Source organism: Mesorhizobium sp. CNPSo 4688, assembly GCF_057784295.1.
The window spans coordinates 81,170-100,168 of the sequence record NZ_JBWLUY010000007.1 but is presented as its reverse complement, the minus strand read 5'-3'; the positions used below and the strand labels follow the sequence as shown (position 1 = coordinate 100,168).

18 protein-coding genes are annotated in these 18,999 nt (G+C 58.2%); 12 read left to right on the top strand and 6 right to left on the bottom strand.

The genetic code is table 11. The annotated features are described in order from the left end of the window. Positions 1-24 precede the first annotated feature (24 nt). The gene (locus tag AC04SH_RS14520; protein ID WP_477339289.1) at positions 25-222 is read left to right on the top strand and encodes a hypothetical protein; all 198 of its coding nucleotides are present in this window, start codon (positions 25-27) and stop codon (positions 220-222) included. Positions 223-232: 10 nt separating this feature from the next. Beyond that, entirely contained in the window at positions 233-2,080 is a 1,848-nt protein-coding gene (locus AC04SH_RS14515) for a hypothetical protein (RefSeq protein ID WP_488575547.1), read from the top strand. 222 nt (positions 2,081-2,302) lie between these two features. On the opposite strand, the gene AC04SH_RS14510 is transcribed toward AC04SH_RS14515, so the two are convergent. Continuing rightward, positions 2,303-2,992, bottom strand: coding sequence for a GntR family transcriptional regulator (locus AC04SH_RS14510; protein ID WP_488575546.1), 690 nt, complete (start codon positions 2,990-2,992; stop codon positions 2,303-2,305). A gap of 135 nt (positions 2,993-3,127) precedes the next feature. Between AC04SH_RS14510 and AC04SH_RS14505 the strand changes: the two genes are divergently transcribed. The 10 genes from AC04SH_RS14505 to AC04SH_RS14460 all read left to right on the top strand — a co-directional run bounded on the left by AC04SH_RS14505 (position 3,128) and on the right by AC04SH_RS14460 (position 13,289). After that, entirely contained in the window at positions 3,128-5,311 is a 2,184-nt protein-coding gene (locus AC04SH_RS14505) for a N,N-dimethylformamidase beta subunit family domain-containing protein (protein ID WP_488575545.1), read from the top strand. Further along, complete coding sequence (locus AC04SH_RS14500) at positions 5,304-6,338, top strand: Ldh family oxidoreductase (protein ID WP_488575544.1); 1,035 nt, start codon at positions 5,304-5,306, stop codon at positions 6,336-6,338. Before AC04SH_RS14505 ends, AC04SH_RS14500 begins: the two co-directional genes overlap by 8 nt. 30 nt (positions 6,339-6,368) lie before the next feature. Next, positions 6,369-6,797 carry a GNAT family N-acetyltransferase gene (locus tag AC04SH_RS14495; protein WP_488575543.1) on the top strand — a complete coding sequence of 143 codons (429 nt, stop codon included), beginning with the start codon at positions 6,369-6,371 and terminating at the stop codon, positions 6,795-6,797. Between the two features lie 40 nt (positions 6,798-6,837). Continuing rightward, positions 6,838-7,998, top strand: coding sequence for an N-methyl-L-tryptophan oxidase (gene solA / locus AC04SH_RS14490; protein ID WP_488575542.1), 1,161 nt, complete (start codon positions 6,838-6,840; stop codon positions 7,996-7,998). A gap of 111 nt (positions 7,999-8,109) precedes the next feature. Continuing rightward, positions 8,110-9,117, top strand: a complete 1,008-nt coding sequence (gene lhpH, locus AC04SH_RS14485; protein ID WP_488575541.1) for a trans-3-hydroxy-L-proline dehydratase — start codon at positions 8,110-8,112, stop codon at positions 9,115-9,117. A 102-nt stretch (positions 9,118-9,219) separates the two neighbouring features. Continuing rightward, positions 9,220-10,041 (top strand): transporter substrate-binding domain-containing protein, encoded by an 822-nt coding sequence (locus AC04SH_RS14480; protein ID WP_488575540.1) that lies wholly within the window; start codon positions 9,220-9,222, stop codon positions 10,039-10,041. Positions 10,042-10,174: 133 nt separating this feature from the next. Then, positions 10,175-10,837, top strand: coding sequence for an amino acid ABC transporter permease (locus AC04SH_RS14475; RefSeq protein WP_488575539.1), 663 nt, complete (start codon positions 10,175-10,177; stop codon positions 10,835-10,837). Between the two features lie 11 nt (positions 10,838-10,848). Further along, positions 10,849-11,502, top strand: coding sequence for an amino acid ABC transporter permease (locus tag AC04SH_RS14470; protein ID WP_488575538.1), 654 nt, complete (start codon positions 10,849-10,851; stop codon positions 11,500-11,502). Next, complete coding sequence (locus tag AC04SH_RS14465; protein WP_488575537.1) at positions 11,499-12,218, top strand: amino acid ABC transporter ATP-binding protein; 720 nt, start codon at positions 11,499-11,501, stop codon at positions 12,216-12,218. Before AC04SH_RS14470 ends, AC04SH_RS14465 begins: the two co-directional genes overlap by 4 nt. A gap of 42 nt (positions 12,219-12,260) precedes the next feature. After that, complete coding sequence (locus tag AC04SH_RS14460; protein WP_488575536.1) at positions 12,261-13,289, top strand: trans-3-hydroxy-L-proline dehydratase; 1,029 nt, start codon at positions 12,261-12,263, stop codon at positions 13,287-13,289. 239 nt (positions 13,290-13,528) lie between these two features. Here the strand turns inward: AC04SH_RS14460 and terL are convergent, their stop codons facing one another. The 5 genes from terL to AC04SH_RS14435 form a co-directional block, all read right to left on the bottom strand. Next, on the bottom strand, positions 13,529-14,932 hold the full coding sequence (gene terL, locus AC04SH_RS14455; RefSeq protein WP_488575535.1) for a phage terminase large subunit: 1,404 nt from the start codon (positions 14,930-14,932) through the stop codon (positions 13,529-13,531). 47 nt (positions 14,933-14,979) lie between these two features. Continuing rightward, positions 14,980-15,447: a DUF5681 domain-containing protein gene (locus AC04SH_RS14450; RefSeq protein ID WP_488575534.1), complete on the bottom strand. Its 468-nt coding sequence runs from the start codon at positions 15,445-15,447 to the stop codon at positions 14,980-14,982. Continuing rightward, positions 15,444-16,823 carry a site-specific DNA-methyltransferase gene (locus AC04SH_RS14445; protein WP_488575533.1) on the bottom strand — a complete coding sequence of 460 codons (1,380 nt, stop codon included), beginning with the start codon at positions 16,821-16,823 and terminating at the stop codon, positions 15,444-15,446. The genes AC04SH_RS14450 and AC04SH_RS14445 overlap by 4 nt, the downstream gene beginning before the upstream one ends. A gap of 267 nt (positions 16,824-17,090) precedes the next feature. Next, positions 17,091-17,468, bottom strand: coding sequence for a hypothetical protein (locus tag AC04SH_RS14440; protein ID WP_488575532.1), 378 nt, complete (start codon positions 17,466-17,468; stop codon positions 17,091-17,093). Further along, complete coding sequence (locus AC04SH_RS14435) at positions 17,465-18,538, bottom strand: hypothetical protein (protein ID WP_488575531.1); 1,074 nt, start codon at positions 18,536-18,538, stop codon at positions 17,465-17,467. Before AC04SH_RS14435 ends, AC04SH_RS14440 begins: the two co-directional genes overlap by 4 nt. Between the last annotated feature and the right edge of the window lie 461 nt (positions 18,539-18,999).

Here is an 18,999-nt window from a genome sequence, read left to right as displayed (position 1 = left end):
ATGTCTCAAAAAAGAGAGAAATTCGTGAAACTTGCCGAGGGAAGGACCCGGTCGGCTTTGGAAGCTATCCGAAAGATCGGGAATCTCTCGAACCGGAGAGCCTACGACTTCGATGAGGGGGACGTGAGGAAAATCATCAAGGCGCTGCGTGATGCTGTGTCCGATCTCGAACGGAAGTTCGGATCCACGGCCTCAGCCGAGAAGGACGTCTTCAAACTCTAGGGTCTCTGCGATGAGCTTCGAACGCCTGACAATCCAGGACGACCGGTTTCTAATCAATCGCCTTATCGGACAGGCCCCGCGACATACCCTTGTCCGAGAGTTCTTTATGAATGCTCAAGAAAGCGCGGAACTGGCACCCGAAGGCCATCGAACCGTACGTATCTACCCCACGCTGATCGGAGGGGTTCGGAAGTTGACGTTCTGGAACACGGGACCGGGAATGGGTTCGAGGGAGCTTCGGACGGCGACGAACATCTCTGCCTCAATCAACAAGGAAATGTCGCTCAACGGAAACTTTGGTATTGGCGCCAAGGTATCTGGGCTGACCGTCTCACCTGCGGGCATTCGCTATCGTTCTTGCAAGGGCGGCTTGGTCCACGAAGTGACGATAGGCTTCGACGATGAAGCGGACACGTTTGTTCGTTTCGCCTACGAGGTTGAAGGACGGCAGGACTCCGTGTTCGATGTCACCGAGGCGGTGCGGAAGACTGCCGACGTTTCCCACGACTGGACGGAGGTCGTTCTCATGGGCGAGGACGAGCTCCATGACACGGTATCGGAGCCGATCGGCAGGGGAATCCGCGTCGACCGCAGCTATGTCGCAACACAGATCTTTCGGCGTTTCGCGGAATTTCGTCCGGGCGTCAAAGTGATTTTGGATGTCTCAGTGACAAAAGGCGGAGGGCGCGATGAGATGGGAAGGACTCGAACGCTCAAAACGCTGCAAGACGTAATCCCGCAGCTCCCAAACGCTGAGATCGTAACCTGTCGCGAGACTGGCGTGAAAATCCAGTACGTGCATGACCCGAAGCACGCCAACTACAGTCACACAATCAGCGCACTTAGCAACCCTGCGACATCGTCGACATCGTTCTGCGCACTGATCCATAAGGGCGAGCGATACGACTTCCGCACCGGGAAGAAATGGTCGGCCGTCGCCCCAAACTACGGGATACCTTTCGGTTCCACCGTCCTCACGGTCGAGATATACGTCCCTGAAAGCCTAGCTTTTCCGAACCAATATCGTGACGCCCTCACGACTGTCGAGGAGCGCAATCCGATTACGACTGATGATTACGCGTCGAAGGTCCGCGAGCTGATGCCCGAGTGGGTGAAAGACGTGATCAGAGAGGCGCATCCGCCAAGGGATGAAAACTTGGACGATCTACAGAAAGACTTGCAAAAGGTACTCGACGAATTTCGCTTGCCAACCTCAACCTATGTGAAGTCGCTTGAGCGGCCCGAGCGCACCCACGATAGTGATATCGGCCTTGACGAAGCCCGCTCGGCCGACGTCGATGGCATCGACGACGAAGAAGATCGCTTCCTTCGTGGAGAGCGGAACTACGGACTGCGGGCGACAGACAAGAAGATCCGCAAGGCACCAGAGGGTGCCAAGCTCTCCAAGGAGGCGCAGTCACTTGAGCGCGCTCCAACGATCGAGATATTGGACGATCCCGCAGAGATCGACGAGAAGCAAATGAAAGGGCGTGCTGGTCGTTACTATAAAGATGCGCAAACGCTTTTCATCAACGGCCTGTACTCCGCCGTCGAGAGGATGACTGGAGAACTCGAGCTGCACTTCGCGGGGCAGGCAGAAGGGGAGACGCTTCGCAGTATCATCTTAAGAGCGGCACAGCGGTCGATGGCCTTCCGCGTGGGTAAAGCCACTTGCTACGCGATCAGCAAGCGCTTGGTCGACGGGTGGTCGCTCGAAGATCTCGATCGGGCAACCTCTCCCGAATCCCTGTCCCTTGCTGCGGATGACTATCGCCAGAGCATGACTACGGCTCGTAAGTGGATCAGCGCAGAACTTAAGGCACATGGATTTGCCATCGTGGAGCCGGAGGCGGCCTGACAGCTTGTTAGAGGAGATGGTCTTGGATGTCTGAACCGCTGTGTTTCAGACATTCAGTCAGGAGGCCGGTTTGGGCTGGAGGCGGACTCTGTCCGCTTTCGGGATCATTGGGTGAGTTAGCCGACGTTGCCCCGCGGACCGACGTTCGCAGTGTTCTTCACAGCAAAAATTCGTGCTACGGCTTGCGTCGACCCATCGCTGAAGTTCACGCCGCTCTCATTCTTATGCTTGTTTCTTGCGATCTCTCATATTGGGCAGATTATTCAACAGAGACTCGCAGGCCTTGGTGATGTGGCGAACCAGCAGTTTTGACGCTAGCGGTACATTCCGCTCCCGACATGCTGCAAGAATCTCGCGGTGTTCCCGATCATCCACTCCAGTGCCCCCGGACAAGGTCAGCTGGATGCGAAGGTAACGCTCTATTCGGTCGTTGACGGAGCGGATGAGACCGAGAAGAAACGGGCGATCAGCATCCTCGTAGAGACACGAGTGAAACTGCCAGTTCAATTCCGCCCATCTGGCTACGTCGGTTTCTCGAGCGAATGCATCGCAATATTTTTCGGCGCGTTGGAACGTGCGCTGGGTCATCCGCGGTATTGAGAGCTTCAGCGCATTGGCCTCCAACATGCCCCTGACTTCAAAAATCTCGGCAATTTCAGGTTCCGTGATGCTCGTCACCACGGCGCCCCGATTTCTTTGAAACTCGACAAGACCTTCAGCTTCCAATCGCTTAAGGGCCTCACGAACGGGAATTTTGCTGACGTCAAAAAGCTTCGCTATGTCATCCTGGCGGATAGGCTCGTGCTCATCCAGTTGACCCGTGACGATCGCTTCACGAATATGCTTCGCAATTATGTCGGAGGTCGGCGGTGTACTTCCGAGTGACGGATAATTCTGGGTCTTCAACGGCAATGTGCACTCCATAACCAGCCGTCGCGCAACGCAGTCGGCAGCCGAATAACGTAGCTTATATACGATGTCATCATATCTGTCCTTGACTTTCAATCGTATACGATATCCTAATTAGATGGAAGGGGATCGCGATCGATGAATGCGCAGGGACCTGACCTGATCGGCTATGTCGTGCCTCTAAGCGCGGCCCCGGGCGCTGCATTGGAATTCAAGATTTCATCGCGGGGTGATAGGCCTGTCACGGCGCGCGCTCTTCGATTGATCTGCTGCGATCCGAACCCGGACGGTCCCGGCATAAAAGCCGAAGAAGCTGATTTTGGTCTCGCCGAACGCTATCCAGCCTCGGAGCAACGAGCTTATCTCGGCTCCTGCGCGTTCGGCGCGATTCCAGCCCTGGGCGATTACACCGCGATCAAGGTCGACATGATGGTGATGCCGAAGCTGCGTTCCGATCATGCTCAAACGCTCTTCTCGTTGCAGAACGCCGATGCGACTGCCGGCGTGGCAATTGCAGTCCATGACGATCGGCTGTCTCTCCGATTGCTCGGCACCGGACACTCACATGACGCTGGCGGCGGCTTGGCTAGGGATCGTTGGTCACGCCTTGAGATCGCCTTCGATCTGGACGGAGTCTCTGTGGTCGTTTCGCCGGATTCGCGAACAAGTCGCGGCGCGCCGACGGTTGGCACCGTGCCGCATGTCACAAGTCGCGCTCTGACCGGGGTCGACCACATCTGCTTCGGGGCAGTGTGGCGTGGGTATCCTGGCGAGATCTTCAACGGCTCTCTCGAAAATCCGTCGTTGAGCGCAGTGCGCCTGGGTGGAACTGCATCGGATAAGCGGCGGCCTTGGCAGACGATTGCCAGCTGGAATTTTGGTGGAGACGCTCGTCAGACATGGGTGGCAGACGACAGCGGGACAGGGAGGCGACTGTCGCTCATAAACATGCCGACGCGGGCCGTGAGATCGTCGTCATGGTCTGGCCGGAATCTGGATTGGAAACTGGCACCTCACGAATATGCGGCGATCAGCTTTCATTCCGACGATCTCAGCGATTGTGGCTGGCGGACGACGATCCGGATCGATGTGCCTGAGGGCACACGCTCGGGAGTCTATGGGCTCGAGGTCGAGAACGGCGTCGGCAAGGACACCATTCCGTTCTATGTCGTCGCGGGGGAGCAATCAGAGCGGCAGAGGATAGTATTCCTGGCGCCGACCTTTACCTACATGGCCTATGCCAATTTCGCTCGTGGCAACTTTGCCGGCGCGCTCGCGGAAAGGGTGACCGCCTGGAATGCCTATCCGCACAATCCCGACGAGGTGAGTGCCTACGGATATTCCACCTACAGCCGTCATCCCGACGGGACTGGCACAAGCTTGTCGTCGCGCCTGCGCCCCATCCTGACCATGCGTCCGCAATATCTCGTCTACTTCGATCCAAAAGGATCGGGAATGCGTCATTTCCCGGCGGACTCGCATCTGACGGACTGGCTTGAGGAAAAGGGTTTCGCGTTCGATGTCATAACGGATGAGGATCTGGACCGAGACGGACTGGCGGCCTTGTCGCCCTATGACGTCGTGCTGACGGGAACCCATCCCGAGTACCACACAAGGCGTACTGTCGAGGCCCTGATCGCCTATCGGGAGTCCGGCGGCAACCTCATGTATCTCGGCGGGAACGGCTTCTACTGGAAGATCGGCCGCAACAGGGACTTGCCGCATTTGATCGAGGTTCGGCGTGCCGAAGGCGGGATGCGGGTATGGGCAAGCCAGCCGGGCGAATATTATCATCAACTCGACGGAGAGTATGGCGGCTTGTGGCGTCGCAATGGCATTCCACCTCAGAAAGTCACGGGCGTCGGATTTACGGCCGAGGGGGGCTTCGAAGGCTCGTACTACGTTCGGACTGCTGCCTCCTCCCGGGACGACCTTGCGTTTCTTTTCGAAGGCATATCGTCCGACGCGCGCATCGGCGACTTCGGATTGTCGGGAGGTGGCGCGGCCGGCTTCGAGATCGACCAGGCAGCGGTTGATCTGGGCACGCCCGGTTTTGCGACGGTCGTCGCCTTTTCCGAGGGTCACGGACCATCCTTCCACACCACGTTCGAAGAGCTGCTGCTGCCCGGTGTCTTCGATGGCCCACCGCGTGAGCATGGCGGCATCAGCGCCAACATCGTCTACGGGAGGTCCGCAACGGGCGGCGGCCTTTTCTCCGTCGGCTCGATTACCTTCTGTGGCAGCCTCTCGCACAACAACTACGACAACAACGTCTCGCGCCTGCTCGAGAATTGCTTGAAGCGGTTCCTCGCCGATGACTGACAGGGATGATCGCCAGAATGTACGCCTCGCATTTCATGAGCTGAGATCGCTACTGAAGGCGATATTCGTCAACAATCGCACCTCACTGGAGACGGCAGATATCCTCGCGGAAAACTGTGCCGGATGCGAAAGAGACGGCGCGCTCAGCCATGGCATTTTTCGTGTGCCCGGCTATGTCGATTCCCTCAGATCGGGATGGGTGGACGGCCTGGCCGTCGCCGACGCAGATCGCGTGGGGCCCTCATTCATCCGGATCGATGCGCGCAATGGGTTTGCGCAACCGGCACTCGCCGCCGCAGGCGCGCTGATCCGATGCGCCGTTGGCGAGACTGGGATTGCCATTGTCGCTACTCGCAATTCCCACCACTTCAGCGCCTTGTGGCCCGATGTCGAACCCTTCGCCGCGGCCAAATACATGGCCATCACCGCGGTGAACGGGCTTGCAAACGTGGTTCCTCATGGCGGCCGGCAAGCGGTCTTCGGGACCAATCCTATCGCCTTCGCCGTGCCGGTCGAGAATGCGCCGCCGCTGGTCGTCGACCAGGCCACCAGCGTCATGGCGAATGGCGAGGTTCGCCTGCACGCGCTCGCCAAGAAATCCGTTCCGGATGGCACAGGCGTCGATCGTGACGGCAAGCCCACGACGGACCCGCACGCGATCCTGGCAGGCGGGGCACTGAACACTTTCGGTGGTTACAAAGGATCGTCGATCGCACTGTTCGTCGAGATCTTGGCCGGAGCAGTGACGGGAGGGCAGTTCTCGTTCGAGAATGACTTCACCGGCTTTCCTGGAGCGCAGACTCCAAAAGCAGGACAGCTGCTCGTCGTCATCGATCCAAATTGGGGCGGCGCGACGAATTTTGAATCTCGTCTGGCGCTTCTCTGCGCTCAGTTGGTCGACGCCGGTCAAGATCGTCTGCCGGGTGCTCGACGGTTTGCGAACCGTGCGGCAGCCGAGCGATCCGGTATCCCGATCGCGGTGTCCGACCTTGAGCGGCTCCGGGCCCTGGCGAGCGAAGGCTCGTGAAATTCTGCCGACAAACATGAAGGTTGTGACATGACGCATGACAAGGACAGGCTTGATTTGCGGCGAGACCTGACGCCGGCGCAAGTGGACCAGCTGGTCGACCTGTTCCAGCAGGAATGGTGGACCAAAGGCCGGCAAAAAGCCGATGTGGAAAGGCTGCTAAGCAACGCCGGACCGATCTTTGCCTTCGTCGATCCGTCGAATGAGGAGCTCGTCGGGTTTGCGCGCGCCATGACCGATGGCGTTTACAAAGCGATGATCTTCGACATCATCGTCAAGGATACGTGGCGCAATACCGGGCTCGGTCGGCTCCTCATGGAGACCGTGATGACGGATCCCGGTCTCTCGCAAATCAAGCACCGCGAGCTCTATTGCCTTGAGGACATGGTTCCGTTCTACGAAAAATGGGGTTTTACGGCCGACCTGCCCGGCCTGTTCTTCATGCGTCGATCGTCTTGATAAGGGCGCTTTCTGCAATCGAAGGCAGGGGCTACATCCCGTGAGCACCGAGCAGACTCTTCTTGAAGCCGACTATGCCGTTATCGGGCTCGGGGTGATGGGTGCGTCGACGCTCTATTCCCTGGCTCAGTCCGGTGCGAAGGTCATCGGAATCGACAGATATAGCCCTCCGCATCGCAATGGCGCGAGCCATGGCGGCTACAAAGTCACGAGGGAGGCAGTTGCCGAGGGTCCCGCCTATCTTCATTTTGTCCTGCGCTCCAACGAACTCCTGCGTGACCTCGAGCGACAATACAGCGCGAGGTTGATGCAGCCTACCGGGACGCTGATTGTCGGATCAGAATCCGCTACGAGCCCCAGCAGCTTTGTGCGCGATACCATTCAAATTGCGCAGGCCAACGACATTGAGCACTGGCTCTTGTCCTCCGTGCAGTTGCGGAAAGCCTATCCTGAGCTCATCGGGGTAGGCAGGGACGACGTAGGCTATCTTGAGCCACGGGCCGGATTCATTCGCCCGGAACCGTTGCTGAGCCTGCAAATCGCGCTTGCAAAGCATGCCGGCGCCGAGATTTTCGATTGCACCACGGTCGAGCGGATCACGGGCGTCGCAAGCGGCGTGGAGATCGAGGCCGAGGGCTTGCGGCTTCGCGCCGGACGGGTTGCTGTCGCTGCCGGCAGATGGACAGATCAATTGCTGGGCGAGCCCTTTGGAAGCCTGCTGTCCGTCTCCCAGCAACTGACGTTCACGTTCAAGGCGCTCGAGCCCGCCGCCTATCAATCCAGCCGTTTTCCGACCCTGATGTGGTTCCGCGAGAGCGTCGGCGGTGAATGTGCGACGGTCTTTCCGCTCGAGGGATCCGATGAGGGCGTGAAGGTCTTTGTTGCAGACACGGAGACTGATCCGCTCATAGGCGCGCCCGGCGACCGGTTTTACCAGCGTCACGTCCAGCCGTTTCTCGGAGGCGTCTCTGCGGAGCTGCTGCGTTCGGAAATCTGCTTCTACACATCGACCCCGGATCACGGGTTTTTGCTCGATTGGCATCCCGATATTCCAGGGCTGTTTGTAGTCTCGGCGTGTTCGGGGCACGGATTCAAGCACGCTCTGGCGATCGGGGAGGCCGTAGCTGCCTCGCTCATGGAACGGCCGGCTCCTGATCTATCTGCTTTCAGGCTGGACCGTTTCCGCCGGATGGCCCCGTAGGTGAGTGCTCCGTGTGCAAGAAGCAGGTAGCTATTGACTCAGCGAGTAGATCGTATACGATATCTTAAATGCCGTTGATTGACGTACGGCACTGGCCGAGTGGGGAGACATATGAAATTCGATCGGTTCCTGGCGACAGTCGAGCTGCATACGTGCGGCGAAACCTTCCGACTGGTCACTCAAGGACTGCCCAAAATCCCGGGCAAGACGATCATCGAGCGTATCGCCTGGCTCGAACAGAATGCCGACCAATATCGCCGGGCAGTAGTACTGGAGCCCCGTGGTCACAAGGATCTCTACGGTGGCTATCTGACAGAACCCGTCAGCCCGGAAGCCGATTTCGGCGTGATCTTTCTCAATAACAAGGGCTACAGCCCGCACTGCGGTCACGGCGTGATTGCCTTGGCAACTGCCGCGGTGGAACTGGGCTGGATCGAGCGGAAAGCCCCGGAAACGAGGGTCGGCATCGATGTGCCTGCCGGCTTTGTCGAGGCCTTTGTCCAATGGGACGGCGAACGCGCCGGATCGGTTCGGTTCGTCAACGTACCGTCATTTATTTTCAGCCGCGACGTGACCGTTCAGACCCCGACCTTTGGCGAAGTGACTGGGGATGTCGCCTATGGCGGCGCCACGTATTTCTACGTCGATGGCAGGAAGCACGGCGTAAAGATCCGCGAGAACGACGCTCAGCGTGTCATGCAGCTTGGATACGAGATCAAAGCCGCCGTGAACGCCATGATGCCGTTTGTGCATCCGGAGATACCTGAGTTCAATGACGTGTACGGCGTCATGGTCTACGGCGATCCCCGTCACGAGGGGTCGACACAGGCCAATTGCTGCGTCTATGGCGACCGCGCCGTCGATCGCTCGCCTACCGGCACTGGTACGGCCGGCCGTGTTGCGCAGCTCTACCTTCGCGGCGAGATGAGCGCCTCCGACACGCTCGTCAATGAATCGATTATCGGCACGATCTTCAAGGGGCGTGTGCTTTATGAAAGCAAGGTTGGCGACCTCGATGCGGTCGTTACCGAAGTGCAAGGCAGCGCGCACATATGCGGCTTCGCCAACTGGGTGATCGACGAAGCCGATCCGCTCAAGTTCGGCTTTCTCGTGGCCTGACAACGATCCGGGCTTGCCTGGCTTTTGGATCGAATGGACTGCGGGATCGTATACGATAGGCGATATGCAAAGATAACCGGATAACAGAGAGAGGAACTGGAAATGAAGAAACTGCTTCCGCTGATTGCCCTTGCCTCTGCAGCGCTTTTCGTTACAGGCGCCCATGCAGACCAGCTCGACGACATTATCGCAGCCGGCAAGCTTCGCTGTGCCGTCGAACTGGACTTCCCGCCGAACGGTTCCCGCGACGCGAACAACAATCCCATTGGCTTCGACGTCGATTACTGCAACGACCTCGGCAAGGCTCTTGGGGTCGAAGTCGAGATCATAGACACGCCCGAAGGCGATCGTATCCCCTCCGTCTTGTCTGATCGCGCGGATGTCGCCGTTGCCGTTGCATCCGATACGCTGGAGCGCGCGAAAACCGTAGGCTTTTCGATCCCGTACTTCGTGTTCGAGACGATCGTTCTGGCGCGCGAGGAATCGGGCATCAAGGGGCCGGGCGATATTAAGGGCCATACGGTTGGAGGTCCGGCCGGTGCATATGAAACACTTGCCCTCGCCGAAGAGGTCAAAAAAATCAACGACCCCAACACGCAGTTGCTGACGTTCCAAAGCCAGTCCGACACGTTCCTGGCTCTGGGTCAGAAGCGTATCGACGCGACCTACACCACTTCAACGATTGCCGCCGCAATTATCGAGTCCGGCAAGTATCCGGGGCTGAAGGTCGTCGGCCCCGCGCCGGTCGATGCCGATTATTGCGCCCTGATCGTCAAGCGGCAGGAACAAGGCTGGCTCAACTATGTCAACCTGTTCCTGAACCGCCAGGTTCGCTCAGGTCGCTACGCGGAACTCTACAAGAAGTGGATTGGCGAGGACGCCGGCGCGGCGCCGGAACTCACCGTTCCCGGCGTCTACCGGTAAGTAGCGACGGTGTCAGGCGATCGGGCGCCCGATCGCCATCGACGGGCCGAGCCGGCTCTGGAAATTCCTGGCTCCAGATTTCGCAGCGAGTGCTTTGGCCCACGGGGCGACTCTCACAGGAGTGAGGTAGCAAATGAACTATCAGTTTCAGTGGAGGCCAGTGTTACGTGGGCTCCCCGACATGCTGTGGGGCGCCCTGGAAACGATCGAGATCGCCGGTCTGGCCATGCTTCTCGGAACGATACTCGCCCTTTTCCTCGCCCTCGGCAAACGATCGGGGAACAAGTACCTGTCTTTGCCGGCTGATGCCTGGATCGAGACCGCCAGAAACACGCCGGCGCTGTTCCAGATTTATATGCTCTACTTCGGCCTCGGCTCGCTGGGGCTGCAGTTCAGCTCCTACACTGCCTTGTTGTTCGGAATCACGTTCAACAATGCCGGCTACCTTGCAGAAACGTTCCGCGGTGGGTTCGCGGCCGTTCCCGAGACCCAGACGAGAGCAGCGCGCTCGCTCGGACTGGGTGCCGCACAGACCATGTGGCACATCGTGCTCCCGCAAATGTTGCGGGCCGTATTCCATGCAATGACCAACCAGATGGTGTGGTCAATCCTGATGAGCTCCATGGGGGTGATCGTTGGCCTGACCACGGATCTGACGGGCGTTACCCAGAAGCTCAATGTCGTAACCTACAGAACGTTCGAATATTTCTTTGTCGCGGCTTGCATCTACTACCTGATATCCAAGCTATTCACTCTCTCGGCGCGCATGATTGCTTGGCGTCTGTTCCGATACTAGGAGGAAAGTGGATGTATTTTGGTGGATCATTTACGTGGAGCGACTTGCTGTTCCTGCTTTCCGGAGCTCTCACCACGGTTGCAATCACTCTGATCTCCGTGCTGATAGGGACGTGCCTGGGCGTTTTGTTCGGCCTTGTCAGAGCGAGCTCTCCATGGTGGATCAGCAACTCTCTCGGTGCCGTCCTTGACGTATTCCGGTCGGTCCCGCTCCTCATTCAGCTGGTCTTGTTCAATTCGTTCAACAGCATGCTCAGGCTGAATTGGCCGACCTTTGTCGTGGGCTGCATATGTCTAGGAATCTACGCATCGGCATTCTGTACCGAGATCGTCAGAAGTGGTGTGGGCGCAGTCCCCGTGACGACACGCAGGGCCGCGAGATCTCTGGGACTGAGCTGGCTGCAGGAACTGCAGTCTATCACCTTGCCGATCGCCACCAGGGTCGTCTTTCCCAGCTGGATCGGGCTCACGCTCGGCGTGATGAAAGATACGGCGCTCGTCTTGTGGATAGGCATCGTTGAACTTCTGCGAAGCTCGCAGATCGTAACCTCCCGCGTTCAGGAACCCTTGCTCATCCTGGGCATCACCGGGCTGATCTACTTCGCCATGAGCTTTCCAATCGCCAGACTCGGAAATCAACTCGAGAAAAAGTGGGGCACGCAATGATCGCAATCGAGAACGTGCACAAACAATTCGGCGCACTGCAAGTGCTGAAGGGCGTGGATCTGACAGTGCAAAAAGGCGAGGTCCTGTCGATGATCGGCGGTTCGGGATCCGGCAAGTCAACGATGCTGATGTGTATCAACGGCCTTGAGGGAATCCAGCAGGGGCGCATATCGGTTGATGGCGTGGACGTTCACGCGAAGGCCACGGACCTCAACAAGCTACGCCGCCGCATCGGCATCGTGTTTCAACAGTGGAACGCATTCCCTCATCTCACGGTCCTGGAGAACGTCACGCTTGCTCCCAGGAAGGTGCTCGGAAAATCCAGGGAAGAGGCCGAAGCAATCGCTGTCGAGCGGCTGTCGCACGTCGGGTTGAAGGAAAAGCTTGCCGTCTTTCCATCCCGCCTTTCGGGCGGTCAGCAACAGCGAATGGCTATTGCGAGAGCCCTGGCGATGTCGCCCGACTATATGCTGTTCGACGAGGTCACCTCAGCTCTCGATCCTCAGCTCGTCGGCGAAGTGCTTGATACGATGCGCATGCTCTCGACAGAGGGGATGACCATGATTGTCGTCACCCACGAAATGCGTTTCGCACGGGAAGTGTCGGATCGCGTCGCCTTCTTCCGGGAGGGGCGTGTTCACGAGATCGGCCCATCGGAACAGATATTCGATCATCCGCTGAAGCCCGAAACGGCGACCTTCCTGAGGTCAATATGACCAACGCGACCACATCTTCGACGCGATCAGGGATCTCGAAACTTGCGCTCAACCAAGATCGTCCACGTCGTCAGTTGCCATGCCGAAGGCGAAGTCGGAGATGTCATCGTCGGCGGGGTTGCTCCCCCTCCTGGTGCAACCATTTGGGAGCAGTCCCGCTGGATTGCCGAAGACGAAACGCTTCGTAACTTCGTCTTGAACGAACCACGCGGCGGTGTCTTCCGGCACGTCAATCTGCTGGTTCCGCCAAAGAACCCGAAGGCTCAGGTAGGCTGGATTATCATGGAGCCGGCCGATACGCCCCCGATGTCGGGATCGAATGCGATGTGCGTGTCCACGGTGCTGCTCGACACCGGCATCATCTCGATGGAAGAGCCGGTCACTCGCATGGTCCTGGAGGCACCGGGCGGTCTGATCGACGTCGAAGCCGAATGCAGCAATGGCAAGGCCGAAAGGATTCGTGTCCGCAATGTGCCGTCCTTTGCCGACAAGTTAGACGCGACGATCGAAGTTGAAGGTATCGGCACGGTAACCGTAGACACCGCCTATGGTGGCGACAGCTTCGTCATCGTGGACGCCGCTTCGGTCGGCCTGAATCTCAGTCCCGACCAGGCACGCGACATAGCGCGCCTGGGGGTGAAGATTACCGCTGCCGCCAACGAACAGCTTGGATTCAAACACCCCGTAGAAGATTGGGGTCACATTTCCTTCTGCCAAGTGACCGATCCGGTTGTCATGAGGGACGGTGTGCTGCGCGGCAAGAACGCCGTTGCGATCCGGCCAGGCAAGATCGACCGGTCGCCTTGTGGCACCGGCTGTTCCGCACGCATGGCCGTCCTTCATGCCAAGGGTCTGATGAAGGTTGGCGAGAGGTTCGTAGGCACATCACTGCTCAACACCGAGTTCCATTGCAGCATCGACCACGAACTGGACATCAACGGCACGCCGGGTATCAGCCCTATGATTTCCGGCCGCGCCTGGATCATCGGCACGAAGCAGCTGATGGTGGACCCCGCCGATCCGTTCCCAGGTGGCTACCGCGTCTCTGATACCTGGCCAATGGACGACTAGGCGCCCGACGGCCCCTTGTTGAAGTCGGATTTGCTCCGGGCGCTGACAGAAAGCCGTGGCCCAGTCGCCGGAGTGAGCCTACGAGATCGGAGTTGCGGGCCCGCCCGCTCAGGTCAGCTATGCCGACCACCTCCGCGCTGCCGATGTCCGCTTTCGGGTGGCGGCGGAATAGCTTCGAGTGACCGAGATGAGGCGCAAAGCCGACATTTGGTGCAACCCCTCGATTGAGGAGCAGCGCTTCAAAATGTGCCGAAATAGAACCTACCCGTCGGCTTGTCGTCTTTCATCCAGATCAGGGCCTGGGTCATGGAGTCGACCTGGTCGTCGTGCTTTCCGTGAGGAAACGCGAGCACTTCGAGCAGGAAGTCATCTTTCCAATGCGCGTCTTTCGGAAGATTGACGTTGCCGTTTTCTATCATGGCGGCAACGCGTGACAGCCGGCTTTCCTTGTCAGTTCTGGCTTTCACGGGCGTGGTGCTGATGTCCTGGCTTTCCAAGTCGGCGATGAGGCTAGAGCCGGAGCCCGCATCTTCAATGAGGATGATGTCGGGGTCGTGCTCCATGAGGGAGTTTTTGACGGCCTTGATGAGGTCTGGGTACGCTGCTCTGACGCGGACGAGGTCAAGGAGATAATAGTTGTTGTCGTCTTTGGCCCATGTCGTTCCGACGGAGTAATCGCTGGAGGGGTCGCCCTTAAGGGCGGTGTCCCAACTTTGAACGATGGTCATCGACCGACGATCGAACTGATGTGGATCGTAGTCGCGAAACCACACCCTCTTGACCATGTTGCCGTCCGGCGGGGCAGGGGATTGTTGGTATTGCGCGGAGAACGTGAGCGACCCGAGATCTCTCTTGAGCCTTTCGAGTTCGACCGTTCCGAGACGCGCCGGATGCAACAGGTCGCCAATCTTGCGATCGTGCCAACGAGTTGCGCCGGTGTGAACACGCTCGTCCTCCTCGGCAATCGCCGACAGGTTTAGATGCTCCCAGCCGCCAGTCTCCAGAAGGACGCCTGCCAGGTCGTCGACATGAAGTCGCTGCATGACAAGCACGACCGCGCCAGCACCGGGATTGTCGAAACGGGACATCAGCGTCGTGCGAACCCATTCGGCGCACTTGTTGCGAGCCGATTCCGAATGCGCTTCGTCGGCCTTCAAAGGGTCGTCGATAATGATGATGTCGCCGCCACGGCCCGTCAGCTGACCGCCGGTGGAGGTTGCCAGGCGGTTGCCGCCGAGCGTCGTCTGCAATTCATTCTCGGTATTCTTGCGCGCGCTGACTTTGAAGGACGGAAACATCAAGCGGTACCACGCGCTGTCGACGACGGTGCGAAAGTCGTTGGCATGTTTGACCGCAAGCGATTGAGCGTACGAGACGCAGATCACCTTCTTCGAGGGATCGCGGCCAAGGAGCCATGCAGGAAACGCCACTGACGTGGTGACCGACTTCAACGATCGCGGCGGCATCGTGATGATCAGGCGCTTGCACTTACCCTGCGATACCCGCTCAAGCTGATATGCAATCGCTCGGATGTGCCAGTTCGATAGATACTTGCCGCCGGGCTCGACAGCCGAGAATGCCAGCCCGACGAAGACCGCGAGATCATCGCGTGCCGCAGCGAAGAGCATCTGAATGGCGCTCATTGGTGTCGCCGTGCTCGACGGTGCTGCTGGTCGAGGGAAAGGGACGTTCATTCGACATCCTCTCCATGCTCGGCGCTAGAACGCAGCGTGCTGGTTGCGCCGTCTTCGCTCTCGTCCGATGGCGAGACTTTGTGATCGAGATAGTCCCGCATCAACGCGACCATCGTCTCTTGATCGAGCGGATTGACCTCTTTGTCAGCCTGGTTGGCATCATCAAGTTCGATGGAACGCGACGCGAGTTGAAGGGCTTGCACCGCCGATCGGAAATCGCCTGAGAGCGCATTGTTGCGCATTTTGAGGAGGATGGCCTCAAAGGCAGTTACCGTCGTCGTCTTGCCATTCTGCTGGATCTGGATCGGCCCAAAGAGCGTGTCGCGTATGATGGTTTTCATGCTCTTTTTTTCCTTTGGCCGACCTTTCGGGTTGCCTGACATTCCCTTTTTGAACCGGGTTTCAGCTGGAGGCTTGCCGTAGCCGATCGAGTAGTCATCCGGTTTCTTTCTGCGGGTAGTCACAGCACACCTCCCACCGTTTCAAGATGCGGGAGTACGGGTGCTGTTTTGGCTGGCGAGCCGGAGGCTTCAGCGCTCCCACGCTGCTCGCTAAGCTCCTCGAAAGTCTCGCCAGTGGCGGCGAGGGTTGCCTGCTTGCCCGTGTGCTTTTCGAAGCGGCGGATGATCAGATCGCAATAGTGGGCATCGATCTCGACGAGGCGAGCTCGGCGTCCCGTCTTATGCGCAGCAAGCAGCGTTGTTCCCGAGCCGCCAAAGGGATCAAGGACGACCTCGCGGCGGCGACTGACATCGAGCAGCGCATCGGCAACCAGAGCGACAGGTTTGACGGTCGGATGCGCCTCAAGCTCTTCCATCCGCGCAGCGCCAAAGCTGTTGGCACCGCGATAGGTCCAGACGTTGCTGCGGTGACGTCCGTGCTTGCCGAGTTCGACATTGTTGCGATGCGGCTCCTTGCCGTTCTTGAATACCAGGACCAGTTCGTGTTGCGAGCGGTAGAGGCTGCCCATTCCGGCATTGGTCTTGTTCCAGACGCACAGATTGAGCAGATCGCCGAATGTCTGTTTGCCTGCCAAAGTGGTCTCCGCGATGTGCCGCCAATCCATGCATACGAAGGCGATTGCGCCCGGCTTGCTCGAAGCGGCAATCAGTGAGAACGACTGTTCCAGGAATTTTGCGAACTCGTCGTCGGACATCTCGCCGGATGCCATTGCAAATTCCCGGTGGTTTGTCTTGCCAAGACCACTGACGTGCCCGCCGATCGGAACATTGTAGGGCGGGTCAGTAAAGCAGACGGATGCTTTCTCGCCCTGCATCAGCTCCTCGAAATCCTCTGCCGAAAGTGCATTGCCGCAAAGCAATCGATGATCGCCAAGCAGAAACAGATCGCCAGGCCGCGCTACAGCTGGCCCTGCTGATTTTTCCGGAACACCCGGCTCATCCTCATCGACTTCATCGTCCCGATTGTCGGGCGAGAATTCACTGATGATCAGGTCGACCTCAGGGATGTCGAAGCCAGTGAGGCTCATATCGAAGTCGAGATCGACTAGCGCCTGCAGCTCGATCGCCAGGATCTGCTTGTCCCAGCCTGCCTTCTCGGCGATGCGGTTGTCGGCAACGATGTAGGCGCGCTTTTGTGTCTCGTTGAGATGGGTGATGGAAAGCGTTGGCACCTCCTTCCATCCCAACAGGCGCGCCGCTGCCAGACGGCCATGTCCGGCAAGGACGTTGTTCTTCTCGTCGACCAAGACCGGATTGGTGAAGCCGAATTTTTCGATGCTGTCGGCAATTTGTCGGATTTGTTTTTTGGAGTGAGTGCGAGCGTTGTTGCGGTATGGGGAGAGTGCGTCGATCGAAACTGTGGTTATGTTGGTGGTCATTTGATCCTCTGAACGTAGTGCGCGCGGCAACTGGCAACGCGCCTTGCTCAATAATCGCAAGATCAGCGATTCGGAAAAACCACCGAAAATGGCTGTACCCGGAATTCACAGAGTGAAATCAGTCAGGTTTGAGATTGGATTCACAAATCACCGATTTTGTGCAATTATGGAGCGGCAAAATATTTTGTTGGCCTATATCTAGGCCGAATCAATACATGCGCTCACGCAGCGGTATCGGCGCCGAAACCTAATTCAGAAAATGCTAAGCTAAAGGGCATCCCTTTTGAGCCGCAGACTCAATGCTTTGGCCTCGTTTGGCGTCAGCCGGTTCAGCGCCACACGCAGCATCTCGCAGAGTTCGTCGAGGATCGGGTCATTTTCTTCCGATGCGGTGTGACGATGGGCGCGATGCTGGAAGAACAGGCACAGCCAAAGATCGAGCGCGCTGCCGTCCCATTTGCCAATCTCGCGGGCTCGCGCTGACATCGCGTTGGAAAGTTCGGCAAGAGGGTCCATTCCTCCGGTGACCTCGTAGCCATTCAGGAAATGTGCGAAACGCCCTGATTGATCCCAGGCGAACGGTATGGGCATCGCCGAGAAGTCGCCCTTTAAGGCCAGTCGTTCCCACTTGAGAAGCCGTGTCATTCGGCGGCTTCCGCCAGCACGCTAAGCCGAGGCCGGATCAGAGAGACAAAGCGATTTGCGGCATCGCAGAGCCAGTCGAGTAGCTGGTCATCGCCCGCGAAGTCCGAGCGTGGCCTGAACACGCCGAGTTCCGCATAGAGCGGTGCGGCGGATTTCGACCTCGCGATCAGGTCAAGGCTACTTTCGCTGCGCAGCTCTGCAATGTCGTTGTGGAACTCATCAAAAAGGGTCTGACCGTCCTCGTCACGAAAGGTCAGGAACAGCCCGACCTCAGCTCTGGTGCCGGTCGAACGAAAGCCAGTTATCCAGCCGATTGGCTCGGGTAGGGGAATCCTGACCCAATTGTCGCCGCCATGCCGCGGAGGCAGTTGGTCTGAGTGGTCGAATTGCACCTGGTCAATGAAGCGCTGCCAGAACGCGCGGTTGATGTTTCGCCGGTTGACGCGGTCTGGATCGACAACGCTCTCCATACTCTCGTCAGCCTGGGTAGCGCTTACCTCTTGGGTCTCCAATTGGAGCGGCATGCCTTCGCCGTTGACCAAAACTCTCTGCTGAAGGACTTCGGTACGCATTGGCACCATTGGCACCACGACAATGGCTCCTGATGCCGCCTGCCAAAGCTGGATCTCAAGCAATGTCAGTTGCGCCAGGCCGGCGCCTTGCGAATTTAGATGCTCGGCAATCGCATGCGTATCCGAGCGGATGCCATCTCCGGCGATAATGAGCTGAAAGTCACCCAGCTTTAGCGATCGCGTCACGGCATCAACAAATGGAGCCTCCTCGAGCTCTGGCCACCGAAGCTTCGCCGCGGCAAAGATCGGGTTCGGCTCGAGGGTTGCCAGCTTGCGTTTTATCCCTGCAGTCAGATCGCCAAAGCTCCAGCGTCGCAGCAGCGCGGCATACTCCAGGATTTGCGCCAACACCTCCCGACGCGCCTGCGGGTTACGCCAAAGCTTGCACTCAATAATGACCAGTCGGCCGGTTCTTGCCACGCCCAGAATATCCGCGAACACTGTCCCGCTTGCACGAGGAATGGCGAGTTCCCGGCATAAGGGGACGACATCGCTCAAGCCGCCATCAAGTCGGTCAGCCGCGATCAAAGCGGGATGCCGAAACAGGAGGTCCTGTAGCCAATGCTCGTCACAAGCATGCTGCGACAGAGCATTCGAACCTGGCACTTGGCCCGAAGCAGGGGTTGCGTTTCGCGTTAGAGAACGACGAGCCAGTGGCTCCGTATCTGTTGAATTGAAGTCAGAAAATAATAAGGCACTCATTCGAAGGTCGCCATCTCCAATATTTTGTCATGAAAATGGAAACCATCGTCGAAAATATTTCGATTATATTATTCCGACGTTCACGACAATTCATGAGACGGACTTGCGCTCGATCTGGAACGACAGTCAACTCGAATTGTCGAGGCATTTGCTCTCGGCGAGCGAATTAGGCACACAGCGCCCAAGGTCGCATAGTATGCAGTCTGGAACCGTCGGCTGAGCCGACAGCCACCAACATGCGGCGAATTGAGTGTAAA

What these genes read in the sequence shown, in the direction of transcription:
- AC04SH_RS14515 (WP_488575547.1), top strand. Translation starts at nt 233, where the DNA reads ATGAGCTTCGAACGCCTGACAATCCAGGACGACCGGTTTCTAATCAAT.
- AC04SH_RS14505 (WP_488575545.1), top strand. Translation starts at nt 3,128, where the DNA reads ATGAATGCGCAGGGACCTGACCTGATCGGCTATGTCGTGCCTCTAAGC.
- AC04SH_RS14500 (WP_488575544.1), top strand. Translation starts at nt 5,304, where the DNA reads ATGACTGACAGGGATGATCGCCAGAATGTACGCCTCGCATTTCATGAG.
- AC04SH_RS14495 (WP_488575543.1), top strand. Translation starts at nt 6,369, where the DNA reads ATGACGCATGACAAGGACAGGCTTGATTTGCGGCGAGACCTGACGCCG.
- lhpH (WP_488575541.1), top strand. Translation starts at nt 8,110, where the DNA reads ATGAAATTCGATCGGTTCCTGGCGACAGTCGAGCTGCATACGTGCGGC.
- AC04SH_RS14480 (WP_488575540.1), top strand. Translation starts at nt 9,220, where the DNA reads ATGAAGAAACTGCTTCCGCTGATTGCCCTTGCCTCTGCAGCGCTTTTC.
- AC04SH_RS14475 (WP_488575539.1), top strand. Translation starts at nt 10,175, where the DNA reads ATGAACTATCAGTTTCAGTGGAGGCCAGTGTTACGTGGGCTCCCCGAC.
- AC04SH_RS14470 (WP_488575538.1), top strand. Translation starts at nt 10,849, where the DNA reads ATGTATTTTGGTGGATCATTTACGTGGAGCGACTTGCTGTTCCTGCTT.
- AC04SH_RS14465 (WP_488575537.1), top strand. Translation starts at nt 11,499, where the DNA reads ATGATCGCAATCGAGAACGTGCACAAACAATTCGGCGCACTGCAAGTG.
- terL (WP_488575535.1), bottom strand. Translation starts at nt 14,932, where the DNA reads ATGAGCGCCATTCAGATGCTCTTCGCTGCGGCACGCGATGATCTCGCG.
- AC04SH_RS14445 (WP_488575533.1), bottom strand. Translation starts at nt 16,823, where the DNA reads ATGACCACCAACATAACCACAGTTTCGATCGACGCACTCTCCCCATAC.
- AC04SH_RS14440 (WP_488575532.1), bottom strand. Translation starts at nt 17,468, where the DNA reads ATGACACGGCTTCTCAAGTGGGAACGACTGGCCTTAAAGGGCGACTTC.